The sequence below is a fragment of the Mycobacterium sp. NPDC050853 genome (genome assembly GCF_040653875.1).
Classification (GTDB): Bacteria; Actinomycetota; Actinomycetes; order Mycobacteriales; family Mycobacteriaceae; genus Mycobacterium.
In genome coordinates this window covers 284,593-302,675 of the sequence record NZ_JBFAGW010000004.1, presented here as the reverse complement: position 1 = coordinate 302,675, position 18,083 = coordinate 284,593, and the positions used below count along the sequence as shown (strand labels likewise).

General features: G+C 64.1%; 17 protein-coding genes. 14 read left to right on the top strand and 3 right to left on the bottom strand.

All coding sequences use genetic code 11. From position 1 onward, the window contains the following. Positions 1-212 precede the first annotated feature (212 nt). The 6 genes from AB0H22_RS16075 (at position 213) to AB0H22_RS16050 (ending at position 8,110) form a co-directional block, all read left to right on the top strand. Positions 213-2,480 carry a polyribonucleotide nucleotidyltransferase gene (locus tag AB0H22_RS16075; protein ID WP_180747985.1) on the top strand — a complete coding sequence of 756 codons (2,268 nt, stop codon included), beginning with the start codon at positions 213-215 and terminating at the stop codon, positions 2,478-2,480. Continuing rightward, complete coding sequence (locus tag AB0H22_RS16070; protein ID WP_180747984.1) at positions 2,464-3,777, top strand: pitrilysin family protein; 1,314 nt, start codon at positions 2,464-2,466, stop codon at positions 3,775-3,777. Before AB0H22_RS16075 ends, AB0H22_RS16070 begins: the two co-directional genes overlap by 17 nt. A 31-nt stretch (positions 3,778-3,808) precedes the next feature. Beyond that, positions 3,809-4,603, top strand: a complete 795-nt coding sequence (locus AB0H22_RS16065) for a DUF2182 domain-containing protein (protein ID WP_358147215.1) — start codon at positions 3,809-3,811, stop codon at positions 4,601-4,603. A gap of 21 nt (positions 4,604-4,624) precedes the next feature. Beyond that, entirely contained in the window at positions 4,625-5,437 is an 813-nt protein-coding gene (locus AB0H22_RS16060) for an SDR family oxidoreductase (protein WP_358147214.1), read from the top strand. A gap of 130 nt (positions 5,438-5,567) precedes the next feature. Next, positions 5,568-7,088, top strand: coding sequence for an NAD(P)/FAD-dependent oxidoreductase (locus tag AB0H22_RS16055; RefSeq protein WP_358147213.1), 1,521 nt, complete (start codon positions 5,568-5,570; stop codon positions 7,086-7,088). Then, positions 7,085-8,110: a hypothetical protein gene (locus tag AB0H22_RS16050; protein ID WP_358147212.1), complete on the top strand. Its 1,026-nt coding sequence runs from the start codon at positions 7,085-7,087 to the stop codon at positions 8,108-8,110. The genes AB0H22_RS16055 and AB0H22_RS16050 overlap by 4 nt, the downstream gene beginning before the upstream one ends. 19 nt (positions 8,111-8,129) lie before the next feature. Here the strand turns inward: AB0H22_RS16050 and ald are convergent, their stop codons facing one another. Continuing rightward, complete coding sequence (gene ald, locus AB0H22_RS16045; RefSeq protein ID WP_358147211.1) at positions 8,130-9,245, bottom strand: alanine dehydrogenase; 1,116 nt, start codon at positions 9,243-9,245, stop codon at positions 8,130-8,132. A gap of 103 nt (positions 9,246-9,348) precedes the next feature. On the opposite strand from ald, the gene AB0H22_RS16040 reads away from it, so the two are divergent. Beyond that, a complete protein-coding gene (locus AB0H22_RS16040) occupies positions 9,349-9,864 on the top strand; it encodes an Lrp/AsnC family transcriptional regulator (RefSeq protein WP_180747978.1) in 516 nt (171 codons plus the stop codon). Between the two features lie 10 nt (positions 9,865-9,874). Here the strand turns inward: AB0H22_RS16040 and AB0H22_RS16035 are convergent, their stop codons facing one another. Further along, entirely contained in the window at positions 9,875-12,124 is a 2,250-nt protein-coding gene (locus AB0H22_RS16035; protein WP_180747977.1) for a bifunctional SulP family inorganic anion transporter/carbonic anhydrase, read from the bottom strand. A 122-nt stretch (positions 12,125-12,246) separates the two neighbouring features. Then, positions 12,247-12,528, bottom strand: a complete 282-nt coding sequence (locus tag AB0H22_RS16030) for a hypothetical protein (protein WP_180749622.1) — start codon at positions 12,526-12,528, stop codon at positions 12,247-12,249. A gap of 488 nt (positions 12,529-13,016) precedes the next feature. Between AB0H22_RS16030 and dapB the strand changes: the two genes are divergently transcribed. The 7 genes from dapB (at position 13,017) to AB0H22_RS15995 (ending at position 18,060) form a co-directional block, all read left to right on the top strand. Then, positions 13,017-13,745, top strand: a complete 729-nt coding sequence (gene dapB, locus AB0H22_RS16025) for a 4-hydroxy-tetrahydrodipicolinate reductase (RefSeq protein WP_358147492.1) — start codon at positions 13,017-13,019, stop codon at positions 13,743-13,745. Then, entirely contained in the window at positions 13,745-14,209 is a 465-nt protein-coding gene (locus AB0H22_RS16020; RefSeq protein ID WP_358147210.1) for a hypothetical protein, read from the top strand. The genes dapB and AB0H22_RS16020 overlap by 1 nt, the downstream gene beginning before the upstream one ends. Then, positions 14,206-14,658 (top strand): flavodoxin, encoded by a 453-nt coding sequence (locus AB0H22_RS16015; RefSeq protein ID WP_358147209.1) that lies wholly within the window; start codon positions 14,206-14,208, stop codon positions 14,656-14,658. The genes AB0H22_RS16020 and AB0H22_RS16015 overlap by 4 nt, the downstream gene beginning before the upstream one ends. Positions 14,659-14,668: 10 nt before the next feature. After that, the gene (locus AB0H22_RS16010; RefSeq protein WP_180747974.1) at positions 14,669-15,130 is read left to right on the top strand and encodes a hypothetical protein; all 462 of its coding nucleotides are present in this window, start codon (positions 14,669-14,671) and stop codon (positions 15,128-15,130) included. 232 nt (positions 15,131-15,362) lie between these two features. Then, the gene (locus tag AB0H22_RS16005) at positions 15,363-16,658 is read left to right on the top strand and encodes an acyltransferase (protein ID WP_358147208.1); all 1,296 of its coding nucleotides are present in this window, start codon (positions 15,363-15,365) and stop codon (positions 16,656-16,658) included. A gap of 113 nt (positions 16,659-16,771) precedes the next feature. After that, positions 16,772-17,572: a thymidylate synthase gene (locus AB0H22_RS16000; protein ID WP_358147207.1), complete on the top strand. Its 801-nt coding sequence runs from the start codon at positions 16,772-16,774 to the stop codon at positions 17,570-17,572. Next, a complete protein-coding gene (locus AB0H22_RS15995) occupies positions 17,569-18,060 on the top strand; it encodes a dihydrofolate reductase (protein ID WP_180747972.1) in 492 nt (163 codons plus the stop codon). Before AB0H22_RS16000 ends, AB0H22_RS15995 begins: the two co-directional genes overlap by 4 nt. Positions 18,061-18,083: the final 23 nt, after the last annotated feature.

The window sequence follows — 18,083 nt, the reverse complement described above, 5'->3', positions numbered from 1 at the left end:
TAGTGGCAGCCGGAACTCTGCGTTTCGCGGCTCGCGCTCCTCGCGCAAGCGGCTCCTCGCCAGCCCCGGCCGCTTCGATCGAATGGCCGTGGCCGATCACCTTCCGGGTCCACCTCGCGCTGGTACGTCCGCGCGCTGACCGCGTGATGGCACATATGCCCAATGCAGCACTTGCTGCTAACTGAGAACGTATGAGAGGTATTCCAGAACCCATGTCTGTTACAGAAATTGATGAAGGCGTCTTCGAGTCCACCGCGACCATCGACAACGGGAGCTTCGGCACCCGCACCATCCGGTTCGAGACCGGACGCCTAGCCCAGCAGGCCGCCGGCGCCGTCGTCGCCTACCTGGACGACGAGACCATGCTCCTGTCGGCGACGACTGCCAGCAAGAGCCCCAAGGACCACTTCGACTTCTTCCCACTGACGATTGACGTCGAGGAGCGGATGTACGCCGCGGGCCGCATCCCCGGCTCGTTCTTCCGCCGTGAGGGACGTCCCTCCACCGACGCCATCCTGACCTGTCGTCTGATCGACCGGCCGCTGCGTCCGACCTTCATCAGCGGGCTGCGCAACGAGATCCAGGTGGTGGTGACGGTGCTGAGCCTGAACCCCGCCGACCTGTATGACGTGCTGGCCATCAACGCCGCATCGGCATCCACCCAGATCTCCGGGCTGCCGTTCTCCGGCCCCGTCGGTGGCGTCCGGGTCGCCCTCATCGACGGCCAGTGGGTCGCGTTCCCCACCGTCGAGCAGCTGGAGACGGCCGTGTTCGACATGGTGGTCGCGGGCCGGAAGGCGGGCGACGATGTCGCCATCATGATGGTCGAGGCCGAGGCCGCCGATAACGTCATCGCTCTTATCGAGGGTGGCGCCGGTGCACCGACCGAAAGCGTTGTCGCCGAGGGCCTTGAGGCCGCCAAGCCGTTCATCGCCGCGCTGTGCACCGCACAGCAGGAGCTGGCCGAGAAGGCCGCCAAGCCCGTCGCCGAGTACCCCCTGTTCCCGGACTACCAGGACGACGTTTTCGCTGCCGTCGCCGCGGTGGCCACCGAGCCACTGTCACAGGCACTGTCCATCGCGGGCAAGGCTGAGCGCGACGAGAAGACCGACGAGATCAAGGTCGAGGTTCTCGGCCGTCTGCAGGAGGGCTTCGACGGCCGCGAGAAGGAGATCGGCGCGGCGTTCCGTTCGCTGACCAAGAAGCTGGTCCGCCAGCGCATCCTGACCGACCACTTCCGCATCGACGGCCGCGGTCTCACCGATATCCGCGCCCTGTCAGCCGAGGTCGCCGTGATCCCGCGGGCCCACGGCAGCGCACTGTTCGAGCGCGGCGAGACCCAGATCATGGGCGTCACCACCCTCGATATGGTCAAGATGGCTCAGCAGATCGACTCGCTGGGGCCGGAGAAGTCCAAGCGCTACATGCACCACTACAACTTTCCGCCGTTCTCCACCGGTGAGACCGGGCGCGTCGGCTCGCCGAAGCGCCGCGAGATCGGGCACGGTGCGCTCGCCGAGCGTGCGTTGATGCCGGTGCTGCCGAGCGTCGAGGAGTTCCCGTACGCCATCCGCCAGGTATCGGAGGCGCTGAGCTCCAACGGATCGACCTCGATGGGGTCTGTCTGCGCATCGACGCTGTCGCTGCTGAACGCCGGTGTGCCGCTGAAGGCCCCGGTCGCCGGCATCGCGATGGGTCTGGTGTCCGATGACATCGAGCTCGCCGACGGCACCACCGAGCGTCGCTTCGTCGCGCTCACCGACATCCTGGGCGCCGAGGATGCCTTCGGCGATATGGACTTCAAGGTCGCCGGTACCAAGGACTTCGTCACCGCGCTGCAGCTCGACACCAAGCTTGACGGCATCCCGTCGAAGGTGCTGGCGGCCGCACTGGCGCAGGCCAAGGACGCGCGAAGCACGATCCTCGAGGTGATGGCCGAGGCCATCGACGCGCCCGACGAGATGAGCCCGTACGCACCGCGTGTCACCGCCATCAAGGTGCCGGTCGACAAGATCGGTGAGGTGATCGGGCCCAAGGGCAAGATGATCAACTCGATCACCGAGCAGACCGGTGCCAGCATCTCCATCGAGGATGACGGCACGGTGTTCGTCGGCGCCACCGACGGCCCGTCGGCGCAGGCCGCGATCGACATGATCAACGCGATCGCCAACCCGCAGCTGCCCAAGATCGGCGAGCGGTTCCTCGGAACCGTCGTCAAGACAACCGATTTCGGCGCGTTCGTGTCGCTGTTGCCGGGCCGCGACGGACTGGTGCACATCAGCAAGCTCGGCAGGGGCAAGCGGATCGCCAAGGTCGAGGACGTGGTCAAGGTCGGCGACAAGATCCAGGTCGAGATCGCCGATATCGACAACCGCGGCAAGATCTCGCTGGTCCCGGTCGGCGAAGACGAAGCTCCTGCAGCCGAGGCTTCCGCGCCCGCTCCGGCGGAGGCCGTTCCGGCTGATGCCGTCACCCAGTAAGTTCCCCAGCGCGGTACGCCGCACGGTTCTTCCCGGCGGTCTCCGAGTCGTCACCGAGGCAATGCCCTCGGTGCGCTCGGCGTCCGTGGGGGTGTGGGTCGATGTCGGGTCCCGTGACGAGGGGCGCAGCGTTGCCGGTGCGGCACACTTTCTCGAACACCTGCTGTTCAAGTCGACGCCGACCCGGTCCGCGGTCGATATCGCGCAGTCGATCGATGCCGTAGGGGGCGAGCTCAACGCGTTCACCGCGCGTGAACAGACCTGCTACTACGCACATGTGCTGGACTCCGATCTGGAACTGGCCATCGATCTGGTGGCCGATGTGGTGCTGCGTGGACGCTGTGCGAGCGAAGATGTCGAGGTCGAGCGCGATGTCGTGCTCGAGGAAATCGCGATGCGCGACGATGACCCCGAGGACCTGCTGGGGGAGGCGTTCCTCGGAGCGCTGTTCGGCGATCATCCGGTCGGCCGCAGCGTGCTGGGGAGTTCGGACTCGATATCGGCGATGACGCGGGCACAGTTGCGTTCGTTCCATGTGCGGCGGTATCGGCCCGAACGCATGGTGCTGGCCGTGGCCGGGAACATCGACCACGATCGCGTGGTGCGGTTGGCGCGCAAGTACTTCAAGTCGCATCTGAACCCATCGGTCGCGACGGTGGCGCCACGAACAGGGAACGGTCGGGTCGTGGCCAAGCCGGGGCTCGTCTTGGTGCCCCGCGACGGTGAGCAGGTGCATCTGTCGCTAGGCGTGCGCACGCCGGGACGTGGCTGGAAGCACCGCTGGGCGCTGTCTGTGCTCAACAGTGCACTTGGTGGCGGTCTCAGTTCCCGTCTGTTCCAAGAGATTCGCGAGCAACGCGGGCTGGTTTACGCGGTCTACTCGTCGGTGGATACCTTCTCCGATACCGGTGCATTGTCGGTGTATGCTGGCTGCTCGCCGGAGCGTCTCGACGAGGTGGCCAAGGTGACCTCACAGGTGTTGAAGTCGGTGGTCGAGGGTGGATTCACCGCAGCGGAGATCGACCGGGCCAAGGGCGCGTTATCCGGTGGACTTGTTCTGGGGCTTGAGGATTCGGCATCGCGCATGAATCGGATGGGCCGCAGTGAGCTCAACAACGGCAAGCACCGCACGATTTCGGCGACCCTGGACAAGATCGACGCGGTGACCGCCGACGAGGTCAATGTCATCGCACGTCAGCTGCTCGGCAGTCCTGCCGGGGCGGCCGTCGTCGGACCGTATCGATCCAAGCGGACGCTGCCGCGGGCGCTACGGGCGATGATTGAATCCGCACGCTAGGCGTGCCGGGTGTCGGTATCATCTCCAGCTGATGGTTGCCAAGGCGATCCAGCGGGTTAGGGCACTAACAGCTGGCCGATACGCACAGCTTGCAACTGCGGTAATTCTGTTGTCGTGGTTGGGTTTTACCTTCCTGCCTCAGCACGGTTCCCAAGCTCATACCGCACCGCCCGTTGCAGGCCACATGCACGGTATGAACCACGAGACCATGGCACCGATGGCTCCTATGGCTCCTATGCCCGCCGCCCACCATCCCGCGCTGTGGGCAGCCTTCGCCGCTTGGATAGTCATGACGATCGCGATGATGGGGCCGGCCACCCTGCCTGCCGTGCAGTTCGTGGAGCAGCATGCCCCGCGCGGCCGTCGCGGTGGGGCAGTAGCGCTTTATGCGGCGGTCTGGCTTGCCGTGTGGGCTGCGGTCGGCATCGTCATCACCCTCGCTCAATCCGCGGCGACCGGCGCCGCGCCCTGGTGGCTGTTTGCAGGCGCACTGTTGGCGACTGCGCTCTGGCAGCTCACCCCGCTGAAGTGTCAGGCTCTCGGCGACTGCCATAGGTCAAGCCCGCTGCCGCCCTCCGGTTGGCCAGCGGCCAAGGGGGTCATGAGGTTCGGAGGGTTGAGTGGCTGGGCCTGCGCCAGGTCGTGCTGGGCCGTGATGCTGGCGACGGCCGTGGCCCCCGCAGCACATGTTTTGTTGATGGTGCCGCTGACGGCCGCCGTCACCTGGGAGCGGTTCACCGGTCATCCCCGCCGGACCACACGCATTCTCGCGGTCCTCTTCGCCGCGGCGGCCGCTGCTGCTGCCGCGTTCGCAGCGCTCCAATAACGCCGCGCTAGGGTCCCGGGTATGGATATCAACGGCAGCGTCGCCATCGTCACCGGAGCCGGCTCGGGTATTGGGCAAGCACTGGCCTGGGCGCTCGCCGATGCCGGGGCACGGGTTGTCGCCTCCGATATCGACGCGGACGCCGCCGCGGGCACCGCGTCGGCGCGGGCGGGCCAGATCATTGGCCGGCGCGCTGATGCCAGCTCCATCGCCGATATCGAAAACCTCATCGCCGTGGCGGAGAAGGAATTCGGCTCGGTCGATCTCTACATCGCCAACGCCGGCATCGGCGGTGGCCTCGGGCTGGAAATTGGCGAAGCGGCATGGGATCTCACGATCGATGTGAACCTGCGGGCACATATCCGGGCGGCCACTCTGCTGGTGCCGAAGTGGGTGGAACGGGGCCGCGGATACTTCCTCGCGGTCGCATCGGCGGCCGGGTTGCTCACCCAGATCGGCTCGCCGGCCTATTCGGTGACCAAACACGCCGCCGTCGGGTTCGCCGAATGGCTCGCGATTACTTATGGCGACAAGGGAATCGGCGTGAGTTGTCTGTGCCCGATGGGAGTTAAGACCGCTCTGCTGGACGGCCTCACCGAATCCGAGGACCCCGCCACGAAGGTCGCCGGTACCTCGATCACCGCCGCCGGCGAGGTACTGGAGCCGGCTGCCGTCGCGGCGATAACCCTGGACGCCATCCGGGAAGGGAATTTCCTGGTTCTGCCGCACCCGCAAGTGCTCGATATGTACCGGCAGAAGGGCGCCGACTACGACCGGTGGATCGCCGGTATGCGTAGGTATCAGGGAATTCTGGAAGCTCAGATTCTGAGCTGAGAATGTGATGTAAATCACATATCCATAACCCATGTGACTAAAGCTCCTCTTGTCGTATCGCCACTCCTTCCTGCTAGCGTTGACGTAACCGAGTAATTCGTCAACAAGCACAAAGGGTGGTACCGCGCAGATGGCAGCTGATGGTCCTGTTGACGTCGTGGTCGTGGGAGCAGGCACGGCCGGTCTGGGTATAGCCGCCAAACTGCGCCAGACCGGGGTGGAGAACCTGCTGATTCTTGAGCAGGCGCAGGAGATCGGCGGCTACTGGCAGGCCGGCAGCTACGCGGCCACCATCGGCGATGAGTTAGCAGTGCAGCAGTCCTACTCGTTCTCGCCAAGTTCCTCTTCGCGCGCGGTCTGGGCGACACGTAAGGGCGTTCTCCAGTACCACCGGGATCTGGTCGCACGGCATGATTTAGAACCCGTGCTGAGGTTGCGGCACCGGGTGACTGGTCTTACCTTCGAGCCGGCCAGCGCCACGTGGCGGATCACCGTGGCGGGGAAAAAGTCCGTTGTCGCACGAAAGGTGGTCCTGGCGGTTGGCGCCGGAAAGACGCCGTTGCCACCAGAACTCGATGGAATCGATCAGTTCGACGGGCCGGTGCTGAGCACCGCGGACTGGGATGCGAGCTTCGACTTCTCGGGCCGCAACGTGGCGGTGATTGCGGCAGGTGCCAGCACCGTGCACGTGGTACCGGAACTGGTCAAGCAGGCCGCGCGGGTGCGGGTTTTCCAGCGCACGCCCGACTGGGTGTTACCGCGCTGGGGCGGTGAATCCCCGAGCCTCGCCGGGCGGCTGTTGTCCCACGCCTCGGGAACTATCGCGGGCCGGGTGACGGCCCGCTACCAGGAGATCTTGAGCCGGGGTCTGGTGCGGCGCGGTGTGGGTACTCGCCTCGTCGAGGCGGTGGCGGAGGGTCATCTCAACCGCAACGTGAAAGATGCCTGGTTGCGCCGCAACCTCCTTCCGGCCTACCGCGCGGGCAGTCGCCGCATCCTGTTCTCGGACGAGTTCTATCCGGCACTGCAACAGGACAATTGCAAGCTCGTGCCATGGCCTGTCACCGGGGTGAGCGCCATCGGCGTTCGATCGGCGGATGCCATGACGCACAGGGCGGACTGTCTGGTTTTCGCCCTCGATGCTCCCGAGGTGATGCTTGAGCCGCCGTTCCCCATCCGCGGTGCGGGTGGCCGCACGCTAGACGCGCACTGGGGTGCTGAACCGTCCGCATATCACGGGGTGAATGTTCCTGGCTTCCCCAACCTTTTTCTACTCGCCGGTCCTGGTTCGGGCTCCAACGCACTTGCGGGCCTGTCGCATACCGAGGCTCAAATCGACTATGTAGCAGCATCGTTGGCGCTGGTTGATTCACTGGCCTTCGTCTCGGTGGAGGTGCGTCCGGAGGCTCTGGAACGCGAGCGGGCGTGGTCGGCCCAGCGATTCGGCAAGAGCCCCTGGCGCGACGGTGCATTCCGCTGGTACCGCCAGATCGAGACGACGGCCAGTGAGCTGTTCCCTGGCACGGCAAGCGAATTCCGGCGGCGGCTCGAAGACTTCGACACCGCCGATTACCGGATTCTCACCCAGCAGGAACTCAGTGGCATCTCTAGCTCGACTGCTCACTCAACGAAGATAGGGGTAGCTCAATGACGACCGTACTGGCGGACGACCCGACCCGGGAGAACACCAAGAACATCACAAAGAACGACGAGTTCTTCGTGAACGTTCTCGGCAAGGTCAAGGCCAGGCAATGGACCCTGGCCGATTTCGACTGGGACAAGCCAGGTGCGGACACGATCAACCCCGAGCAGTTCGACGATCTGAAGCGGTTTATGTCCGATCTGGTGTGGATAGAGCATATCGGCGGCCGGATGATGGGCACGTTGGGTGTGACGGCGCCGAACGACACCTTGCGTGAGATCTATAGCTACTTTCATGCCGAGGAGCAGCGGCATGCCAATGCCGAAATAGCGTTGATGCACCGGTGGGGCATGCTGGAAGAGGGCGAGATCCCTCCGCAGTCAGCAGATATCAAGGCCCTGCTGCAAGCAATGCACGGGTTTGACGCTATCGGTGACCGGCGTCTGCCCTTCATGTACATGGCGACGGCCATCCCGTTCTTCGAGGTGGGGCTGGACGGTGCGGTGCTCAAGTTCCTCTCCGGCGAGATCGAGGACCCGCTGTTTCACGAGGTTTTCGCCAAGATCAACTCCGACGAATCACGCCATTTGGCAGTGGGTTTCGCGGTCATCGACATGTTGGGCACCCGCAAATTCTCCAAAATGCTGGTCGAGGATGTGGCGCCGCTACTCAAGCCGGTCACCATCGTCCGCGCTATCGGGCTGGCCAACCCTCACATCATCCGGTTCGCGGGCTTTCTGACCCGAGTGGGTGACGCCATGCGGAACATGGGCATCGACACGATACTTATCCAGCGTGCGTTCGACCGCTATGCGGAATCCGGCGGCAGGAACAGCAGTAGCGCCCGCCGGTTGCCGGCCTTCCGGTTGCTGCGTTCACCCATCGTCAACAGCACCTACTTCAGCGATTTCGACCATCCGCTGCACAAGGTCGGCCGGGCGGTGAACAAGTTCAACGACAAAGTGCCTTATCGGAAGAACGTCAAGATGCCCACGTGGACACAAGATCTCACACCCGATACCGAGGTGTAGCCGGTACAGGACTGCCGCGTTACGTGAGCAGGCCCGCGGGATCGGTGAAGGGCAGCTCGAGATCCTCGGCGACGTGCGCGTTCAGCAGCGCACCTTCATGTGTCGAGAGCCCCTTGGCCAGTGCGGTGTCTTCGCGGCAAGCCCGGCGCCAGCCCTTGTCCGCCAGTGCCAACACATACGGCATGGTGGCGTTGGTCAAGGCGAAGGTGGACGTGCGCGGCACCGCACCCGGCATATTGGCCACGCAGTAGAAGACGCTGTCATGCACGGTATAGGTCGGCTCGTCGTGCGTGGTCGGGCGGGAGTCGGTGAAGCAGCCACCCTGGTCGATCGCGATATCCACCAGCACTGAGCCCGGCTTCATCTGGGCTACAAGCGAATTCGATATCAACTTGGGGGCCTTGGCCCCGGGGATGAGCACCGCGCCGATCACCAGGTCGGCCCGCTTGACGGCCCCCTCCAGCTCCAGGGAGGAGGAGTAGCGGGTCCGGACGCGTCCGCCGAATTCCGCGTCAAGCTCGCGCAGCTTGTTGAGATTTACGTCGAAAACCGTGACATGAGCGCCCATTCCGGCGGCGACACGGGCGGCGTTGTATCCGGCAACCCCACCGCCGATCACCACGACGTCGGCCGGGCCGACGCCGGGAACGCCGCCCATCACCAGACCGCGCCCGCCTGCTGGAGTCATCAGGTGGTAGGCGCCAACCTGTGCAGAAAGCCGCCCGGCCACCTCGCTCATCGGTGCGAGCAAGGGGAGTGCGCCGTCGGATGTCTGCACCGTCTCGTAGGCGATCGACGTGGTTCCCGACTTCAGCAGCGCCTCCGAGCAGGGCAGCGAGGCGGCCAGGTGCAGGTACGTGAAGAGGGTCTGCCCGCGGCGCATGTGGGCATACTCGGGCTCGATCGGTTCCTTGACCTTGAGCAGGAGATCTGCCTCGGCCCACACCTTTTCGGCGCCGTTGATGACCTGGGCGCCGGCCGCCTTGAAGTCGATATCGGATATCGAGGAGCCTTCGCCGGCCCCCGACTGGATGATCACCTCATGTCCGCGGCGGGTCAGCTCGGCAACTCCGGCCGGGGTGGTGGCCACGCGGTACTCGTTGTTCTTGATCTCGGTAGGGATGCCTACGCGCATGATGATGTCTCCTGTTCGGGGATCGCCCCATTTCTCACCTCAAGTGTGAAGAAGCGTCGAGAAACATGCAATATTCCTGACGAAGATTCGGTACATTGCAAATATGGTCGCAAAATCACCGGAATCGCAGCTTGACACGGTCCCCACACCGAATGATGTTCGGCGCGTGGAGCTCGATGACGTCGACCGCCGCATCCTGCTGGAACTGCATGACGACGCACGTATACCCAACAGCGCGTTAGCCGAGGCGGTGGGGATTGCGGCGTCCACGTGTCATGGACGGGTTCGACGTCTCCAGGAAACCGGGGTGATCCGTGGATTCTTCACCGACGTCGATCCGGCGGCCATTGGTCGGCCGCTGCAGGCGATGATCTCGGTCAGCCTGCAAGCCAACGCCCGGGGCAGGATCCGTACGTTCATCCGGGACATCCGTCAGCTGCCGCAGGTCATCGACGTGTACTTCCTGGCCGGCGCCGACGACTACATCTTGCACGTGGCGGCCCGCGACACCGAGGACCTGAGGTCCTTCGTCGTTGAGAAACTCAACGCACAGCCCGATGTCGCGGGCACGCAGACGTCGTTGATCTTCGAGCATCTACGTGGGGGAGCGCCCCTGTAGATGCCGGGGATCAGCTCGTGGCCGGCGCTGGGTCCTCCACAACGTCGTTCGTGGCGCCGTCCTGGCCCACGATCCCGTTCTCGTCGACCTCGTACACGTGTGCTTCCGCGATGTTGAAGAACGTGCCGACTACACGTACCCGGCCCGCCACGACGGCTCCGGCCAGAATCGGGTGGTGGACAAGCCTTTCCACCTGAATTGCCACGTTCACGATGCCGAGCTGGTCGACCTCGTTGAACCCGCATGCCTCAGCGCTGGCCCGGGCCGGATGGTGTTCCTGGTAGGCGATGAGGCTGTCCCGGCCGTAATCGAGCCACCGGCCCACCGGGGTGGTGGGCGCGTCTGTGGACTCCGACAGCAGCGCCTTCATGGCCCCGCATGACGAATGTCCGCACACCACAATTGAGCTCACGCCCAGCTGGTTGATCGCGAAATCGAGCGAGGCATCTACCGAACCGTCGGCGGGATCGGTGGGCACCAGGTTTCCGACATTGCGCACCGTGAACAGGTCGCCCGGACCGCTGGCGGTGATGACATTCGGCAGGATGCGCGAGTCTGCGCAGGTGAGGAACAGCGCGTCCGGATTCTGGCTGTCGACGAGCTCGGCGACGTGCGGACGCAACGCGTTCGAGCCTCGCGCGTTGTACTCGTTGATGCCATCGATGATCGACGCACCCGCTCCGTCGTTATCGCTGCGGCGCCACGACCGCCACGGCACCAAACCGACAGCGCGAGAAACGAAATGGCGCTGCGGCCGAGTGGTATGCGCGTGGTGCAGCTTGGCGTGTGAGGACTCGACGATCATCACGGTGCCGCCACCCGCCTCGTGGGCGCGCTTCCAGTCGGAGATGGCCTCCGAGATGGCGTGATCGACATAATCGGCGTTGATGGCCAGCGTGACATGGGCACCCGGCGGGACGGTGCTGAGTGTCTTGGTCAGTCGCGGCATCGACAGGAAGCTCAGGGTTCCGTCCAGCTCGACGTGCCACTGGCGTGAGCCCTCGGTGCCGAACGGCCTGGCCTCCATATGCGCCCGCATGACCCGGGCCACCAGGATGCCGATGGCCACCAGCAGGCCGATGCCCACGCCCTCCAACAGGTTGAGGAAGACGACACAGACCATGGTGATGGCGTACACCGCCAAATCGCCTGTGCGCCAGGCGAGCTTCATGTGTGCCAACTTGACCAGCTGGATACCGATGACGATCAGCAGACCCGCCAAAGCGGCCTTGGGGATGAGCTGCACCAGATTGCTGAACAGTGAGGCGAACAGCAAGACCCAGACGCCGTGCATGATCGCCGATGTCCGAGTCTTTGCACCCGCGGCCACGTTGGTGGAGCTGCGGACGATCACACCGGTGATGGGCAGACCGCCGAGAAAGCCGGACGCCACGTTCGCACTGCCCTGACCGATCATCTCGCGATCGAAGTTGGTGCGGGGACCGGTGTGCAGTTTGTCGACGGCGACCGCGGACAGCAGCGACTCGACGCTCGCGATCAGGGCGATGGTCACCACGCCCAGGATCACCGCACCCCATTCGCCGTTGGCCGGTCCGACCAGCGTGGGCAGGCTCAGCGCGTCAAAGAAGTTACCTGACAAGCTGATTCGCTCGGCTGGCGAGTTGGTGACGTATGCGAGCGCGGTGGCACCGACGATCGCCACCAGCGCACCGGGGATCATCCGGATCTTGGGCGGCAGTTTGGGCCACAGCAGCAAGATGGCGATAACCATCACGCCAATGATCACGTCGGGCAGGTGATGGTTGAGGACGCCCTGTGGCAGCGCCTTGAGGTTCAGCCACGCGGAGCTCTGCGATGTGCCGCCCATCAGAACGTGGATCTGCTGCAGTGCGATCGTGACGCCGATACCGGCGAGCATCGCGTGCACCACCACCGGCGCGATGGCAAGGGCGGCCCGGGCCATCTTGCTCAACCCGAACAGGATCTGGAGAACTCCCGCAGCCATGGTGATGAGGCAGGTCATCTGCCAGCCGAATTCATTGATGAGCTCGGCCACCACCACGGTGAGGCCGGCGGCGGGGCCGCTGACCTGAAGGGGTGATCCGCCGATGGCGCCGGCGACGATGCCACCGACCACGGCCGCGATGAGGCCCGCCATGAGCGGGGCACCGGAGGCGATCGCGATACCGAGGGAAAGCGGTAGCGCGACGAGGAATACGACGAGGGAGGCCGGGAGGTCGTGCCGCAGGTTCTGCAGGAACGACGCTTTCGAGGCCTGCTCGGTGGCAGGAGTCGCCATGTTAGTAAGCCCTATCGGGATTAAGGGTCGCAGCAGCCGCAGCTCTATGCGCGTGCGCGACTAGTGGATAGATATGGATGATGAGACGCGTATGACGGCGTCTTTGCCGTCACGGTGACGGCTCAGCGTCGATCTATCCCGAGGGTGATAAGGCGTTGTCGTCCTAAGTTGTCGGGCGCACGAGAAAACAGTGAGCCTCGCGCGGCCAGTAGTGCCAGCAGAGCGGCACCCAAAAGGGCGGACATGTAAAGGGCCACGGGCAATCGCAGCGACAACGCGCTGGGCTGCTGCCGGATTCGTGTGGCGGCCGCGCTCACCGAGCTCTTGGCGTGCTCGTGAATCTCCTCGGGCGACAGGCTCGACGCTGGCGAAGCACCAACAACGGCCGCTCGCCACCCGAACATCTGCCCGTGCGTGGCCGGTCCGAGGAAGCACAGGGCCGCTAGGAGGACGATTGCAACGCCCCCCATACGCGTCAATCGCTTGCGGCCCGACATGGGTTTTAGAGTACCAGTGGATGCGTGATCTTGATCGTATCGCAGCTAGAGATACGTTTCTGAGAGGAACCTGAGAGCATCGCGTAATGCCGGCAAATGGTTGCCAGAATCGTGAGAGCGGTCACAGCCGATTGCTCGACGGGGCGTTGTCACACGCGCTGGTGCACTCAGAAATAGCCTCAACCAGGAGTTGATGCAATCTACTGGCAAATTGAGCGTATGACAGGAATTTCGTAGCTCACGTGATCGCCGGGGGATCTGTCCGGTGAACATCCTGTGTGCCCGGCGGCGAGCGACGCGCACGATTGCGTCTGCGAGGTGTCGCTCGTAGTCGGGCACCACGGAGGGCGTCTGCTGAGTGTGTCCGCCGACGATAAGGTGACCGCGTGACCACCATCGCGACCGGAGTGCTCGGAGCCCAGGGAAAGGTCGGCCAGGCCATGTGTCAGGCCGTCGATGCCGCCGTCGATCTTGACCTGGTGGCCGCTGTTGACAAGGACGACTCGCTGGAAGCGCTCACGGCGGCCGGCGTCGTCATCGACTTCACCCATCCCGATGTCGTCATGAACAATCTGAAGTTCTTGATAGGCAACGGTATCCACGCTGTCGTCGGCACCACCGGCTTTACCGACGAGCGTCTGGACCAGGTGCGGGTCTGGCTTGCCGAAAGCCCGGGAACGGGTGTGTTGATCGCCCCGAACTTCGCGATCGGTGCCGTGCTGTCGATGAAGTTCGCCCAGCAGGCCGCCCGATTCTTCGAATCGGTCGAGGTCATCGAGCTGCACCACCCCAACAAGGCGGACGCCCCATCGGGAACAGCGACCCGCACCGCGCGTTTGATCGCCGAGGCGCGTAAGGGATTGCCGCCGAGCCCCGACGCCACCAGCACCGGGATCGAGGGAGCGCGCGGTGCCGATGTCGACGGAGTGCGGGTGCACGCGGTCCGTGTCGCAGGACTTGTCGCGCACCAGGAAGTGCTGTTCGGGACGACCGGCGAGACGTTGACCATCCGGCACGACAGCATCGACCGGTCGTCCTTCGCGCCGGGTGTGCTGCTGGCCGTGCGCAACATCGCGGCACGGCCGGGCCTGACGATTGGCATCGAGCCCCTGCTGGAGCTGTAATGTCCGCCGCCGCCCGGGTCAAGATCCTCATCGCGTTCATGTGCGCGGCGATGGTGGCGTACTTCCTGATCCTGGGCCGGATGGGTGTCGCCCTCGTCGAAACCGGGAAGCCTGCGGCGATCGGCATGGGGATCGGGGTGCTGATCCTTCCGTTCATCGGGTTGTGGGCCATGGTCGCCACTTTGCGTGCGGGCTTCGCCCATCAGCGACTCGCGGGGCTGGCAGCAGAGCGGGGCCGCGAACTGGATGTCAGCGCATTGCGCAGGACACCGTCCGGACGCGTCAACCGGGAGGACGCCGACGCACTCTTCGCGACCGTGAAGGCCGAGGTCGAGGCCGAACCCGACGACTGGGTGGGGTGGTATCGGCTGGCCCGCGCCTATGACTATGCCGGGGATCGCGGTCGCGCCCGCGAGACGATGCACACCGCCGTGCTGATGCAGCAGGAGGCGGCAACCCCATGAGCCGCCTGCTGGTGGTGCACCACACTCCGTCACCGGCCACCCGTGAACTGCTGGAAGCGGTGCTGGCAGGGGCCAAGGACCCCGATATCTCGGGGGTCGAGGTGGTGGCCCGTCCCGCTCTGGCCGCGACGATCCCCGACATGCTCGAGGCCGACGGGTACCTATTCGGAACTACCGCGAATTTCGGATACATGTCCGGCGCGCTCAAACACTTCTTCGACACCGTCTACTACCCGAGCCTGGATCACGTCGCCGCACGTCCCTATGGCCTGTGGGTGCACGGCAACAATGACACGGTGGGCGCGGCGTCCGCGGTGGACAAGATCGTGACCGGGCTGGCGCTGGAGAAGGCGGCAGACGTGCTTGAGGTTGTCGGGCCGATCGATGCATCCGTGCGCGAGCGGGCCTATAACCTTGGCGGCACGCTCGCCGCGATCTTGATGCAATAAGGAGACTGGCATGCCCGGACTTGCCGAACTTGCCCTGGGGGCAGCACCTATCGCCGGTGGCGCACTGCTGGGAGCTGTAGCAGGCAATCTCAAACCCCCGGACTTCCGCGCGATGATCGCCAAGGACTTCGACTTGTTGGACCGCATCCCCGCGGAACAGACCGAACGTCGCGCGGCATTCCAGCGCAGCATCGACCAACGCATCGATGATCTGATCGCCACTAGCGACCGAAGCCGCTCGCTACGGGAGGCGGCGCTGTCGTATGGCGGGGGCTGGCGGGACATCCTGGTGTTCGTCGGAGCCGTTCTGTTCACCGTGATCTGGTGGAACGTCGAGCACACGCGGACGAACTGGCTGGTCATGTTCCTGGTGATGCTGGCCTTGGCGCTGGTCGCCGGGTTCTACGCGACGCGCACGATGCTGCGCAGTATGCAAAGCCTTGCGGGCCGGGCGCGGCGCCATACCGAATAGCGGTGGGGTGCCGAAATGGCGGAGTTCATATGACTCGCTCCGCCATTGTGCAGGTAATTAGGAACTTCGCAATAAATAAATTCGAATCGGTCATGTGCACCGTAGTCTGTCATATTCGACTTACGTTATTACGTATTTTTAATCATGGGTCGACCCGGGGCGACTCGTCACCTATCTATATTGTAGAAAAGGTGATGAGTTAGCTATTCAGCTCTGGGAGGGGAATTCCGATATGGCGGAATCTGCAGGTAACGCCACGCTAGGCGCGACCGAAACAGTCGGTATTCAGCGGATGCTCTCGGCGGCCGAATCGGAATTGAACCATCTGCGGAGGTACACCACCATTTGGTATGTCGCGTGGCTGCAGGGTGACCTGGACATCGCAGCATTGAGCGCGGCCGCGACGCTCTTGCAGCAGAAGCACCCCTACCTTGCGGCACGGGTCGAACCCGTCGGCCGCCGTTTCCGGGTCACCACCGAACCGGTGCGCGACACCGTCGTGTCGCTGCGGACGGAGCCCCTCGAAGATATCGCGACGCTGCCGGTGCTCTCGCTCGACGACGGGACCTTTGCGATCCTGGTCCACCCGCAGGAAGCCGGCAGTGCTGTCGCAGTCGGTGTGGACCACTCGGTCGCGGATGCGCGCCTCAGTTATGTCTACTTCTACGAACTGTGGGAGCTCTACACCTGGATCGTGAGCACAGGAGAGATTCCTCAGCCGCAGTCTCAGCGTTTTCCCGTGGCTCCGGAGACCGCGATGGCGAGCCGGGGTCTTCAACAGACTCCTCTCCCCGAGAAGCCGTGGTTCGCGCCGACCTACTGGGGTGGCAAGCAGCAGCACGAGATATCCACCTCCCCAGGAACGGTCTTGGGGTGGAAGCAACGCTTTGACCCCGAAGTGTCCGCCAGATTGCGGGCGGCGGCCCGGCAACGGCACGCCACCGTGAATAGCCTGGTCACGGGTGTTATCGCGCTGGCAGAACGTGCTTTGATCCCCGTCGACTCCGGCGAGCCGGTGAACCTGGGATTCGAGTCGCTTGTGGACTATCGCCAGCACCTGACACCGCCTGCCGAACTCGGAGAGATCGCCAACGGAATCATGATCGCCCGGAGCCAGGTAATGGTCCGTGCACATGATGACCCCGTGCAGGTCGGCTCCGAGGTGACACGTCAGATCATCGAGGACATCAGCAGCGGGTTTCTCCTGCAATGCGTTCACCACATCGCTGACACGTTCCTGACCGGTCGTTTCGGACCGTTTATCCGGATCACCAACCCTGGAATTCTGCCCACCCCGCCCCTGCCTGCAGGCCTGATCATGGAGGACTTCGACGTCCAACTGGCAACACCCCCGGTCGCGATCGCGGCAGGCTCGCCCTTGCCGCACGCCACCCGATACGAGGTCTATTCCATCGGCGACGAATTCACCATCGTCTGCAAATTCCCCGCCGCATCCCTGACCGCCGAACAGGCTGGTGCATTGCGCGCGGACATTGTCGCCGGGATCGAAGCGCTCGCGAATCCGTAGAACGGCACGGCGTCATCCCACGGTGAATATCGCGGCAAGGGATGGCGTAAGAGAGCGGCACGCGCCGGATTGCTATCGACGTGATCGTCGTAGGGGCCACGTAAGCTGACCGAGTGTCCATACCCACCCCTTACGAGGATCTGCTGCGCCTCGTGCTCGATCAGGGCACACCGAAGTCGGATCGCACCGGCACCGGCACCCGCAGCATCTTCGGCCACCAGCTGCGTTACCGCCTGGAGGACGGCTTCCCGTTGATCACCACCAAGAAGGTGCACCTGAAGTCGGTGATCTATGAGCTGTTGTGGTTCCTGCGTGGCGACTCCAATGTCCGCTGGCTGCAAGAGCACGGAGTCACCATCTGGGACGAGTGGGCATCGGAGACCGGGGAGCTGGGTCCGGTGTACGGGGTGCAGTGGCGCTCCTGGCCCACCCCGTCGGGTGAGCACATCGACCAGATCAGCTCCGCGCTGGAAGTGTTGCGCACCAACCCCGATTCGCGACGCAACATCGTCTCGGCCTGGAACGTCGGCGAGATCCCGCAGATGGCGCTGCCGCCATGCCACGCCTTCTTCCAGTTCTACGTCGCCGACGGCAAGCTGAGCTGCCAGCTGTATCAACGCAGCGCCGACCTGTTCCTCGGAGTTCCGTTCAATATCGCCAGCTACGCGCTGCTCACGCACATGATGGCCGCGCAGGCCGGGCTCGGAGTGGGCGACTTCGTGTGGACGGGTGGTGACTGTCATATCTATGACAACCATGTCGAGCAGGTCACCGAACAGCTCCGCCGCGATCCCTATCCGTACCCCAGATTGGTTTTGGCGCAGCGTAATTCGATATTCGATTACGAGTACGACGACATTTCCGTCGAGGACTACCAGCATCACCCGGCCATCAAGGCGCCTGTCGCGGTATGACCGGAACCATCGGACTGATCTGGGCGCAGTCGCGCGACGGCATCATCGGTGCGGACGGTGCTATACCGTGGCGGCTACCGGAAGATCAGGCGCATTTCAAGCGAATCACCATGGGGCACACCGTCATCATGGGGCGCAAGACGTGGGAGTCGTTGCCGGCGAGCGTTCGGCCATTGCCGGGTAGGCCCAATATCGTGCTGACCAGGGATGCGTTGTTCGAACCGGACGATGCTTTGGCAGTGGGATGTGTGGACGCCGCGATGGCCGCTTCCGATGAGGCGCCTTGGGTCATCGGTGGCGGGGAGATCTATCGGCTGTTCCTGCCTCTCGCGCAGCGATGCGAGGTGACGGTGGTGGACGTCGACGTATCGGGCGATGCTCTCGCGCCGGAGCTCGATGAGAGCTGGGTTGTTGAGGAAAACGACTGGAAAACAAGCGAATCCGGGGTCCGGTATCAGTTCCTGAGCTACCGGAAGGTCGACGTGTGAGTCCCCCGCGAGCGGGAGGGGCC

Excerpts from the sequence above, each read along its gene's own strand:
- AB0H22_RS16075 (WP_180747985.1), top strand. The coding sequence starts at position 213 with ATGTCTGTTACAGAAATTGATGAAGGCGTCTTCGAGTCCACCGCGACC.
- AB0H22_RS16070 (WP_180747984.1), top strand. The coding sequence starts at position 2,464 with ATGCCGTCACCCAGTAAGTTCCCCAGCGCGGTACGCCGCACGGTTCTT.
- AB0H22_RS16065 (WP_358147215.1), top strand. The coding sequence starts at position 3,809 with ATGGTTGCCAAGGCGATCCAGCGGGTTAGGGCACTAACAGCTGGCCGA.
- AB0H22_RS16060 (WP_358147214.1), top strand. The coding sequence starts at position 4,625 with ATGGATATCAACGGCAGCGTCGCCATCGTCACCGGAGCCGGCTCGGGT.
- AB0H22_RS16055 (WP_358147213.1), top strand. The coding sequence starts at position 5,568 with ATGGCAGCTGATGGTCCTGTTGACGTCGTGGTCGTGGGAGCAGGCACG.
- AB0H22_RS16050 (WP_358147212.1), top strand. The coding sequence starts at position 7,085 with ATGACGACCGTACTGGCGGACGACCCGACCCGGGAGAACACCAAGAAC.
- ald (WP_358147211.1), bottom strand. The coding sequence starts at position 9,245 with ATGCGCGTAGGCATCCCTACCGAGATCAAGAACAACGAGTACCGCGTG.
- AB0H22_RS16040 (WP_180747978.1), top strand. The coding sequence starts at position 9,349 with ATGGTCGCAAAATCACCGGAATCGCAGCTTGACACGGTCCCCACACCG.
- AB0H22_RS16035 (WP_180747977.1), bottom strand. The coding sequence starts at position 12,124 with ATGGCGACTCCTGCCACCGAGCAGGCCTCGAAAGCGTCGTTCCTGCAG.
- AB0H22_RS16030 (WP_180749622.1), bottom strand. The coding sequence starts at position 12,528 with ATGTTCGGGTGGCGAGCGGCCGTTGTTGGTGCTTCGCCAGCGTCGAGC.
- AB0H22_RS16020 (WP_358147210.1), top strand. The coding sequence starts at position 13,745 with ATGTCCGCCGCCGCCCGGGTCAAGATCCTCATCGCGTTCATGTGCGCG.
- AB0H22_RS16015 (WP_358147209.1), top strand. The coding sequence starts at position 14,206 with ATGAGCCGCCTGCTGGTGGTGCACCACACTCCGTCACCGGCCACCCGT.
- AB0H22_RS16010 (WP_180747974.1), top strand. The coding sequence starts at position 14,669 with ATGCCCGGACTTGCCGAACTTGCCCTGGGGGCAGCACCTATCGCCGGT.
- AB0H22_RS16005 (WP_358147208.1), top strand. The coding sequence starts at position 15,363 with ATGGCGGAATCTGCAGGTAACGCCACGCTAGGCGCGACCGAAACAGTC.
- AB0H22_RS15995 (WP_180747972.1), top strand. The coding sequence starts at position 17,569 with ATGACCGGAACCATCGGACTGATCTGGGCGCAGTCGCGCGACGGCATC.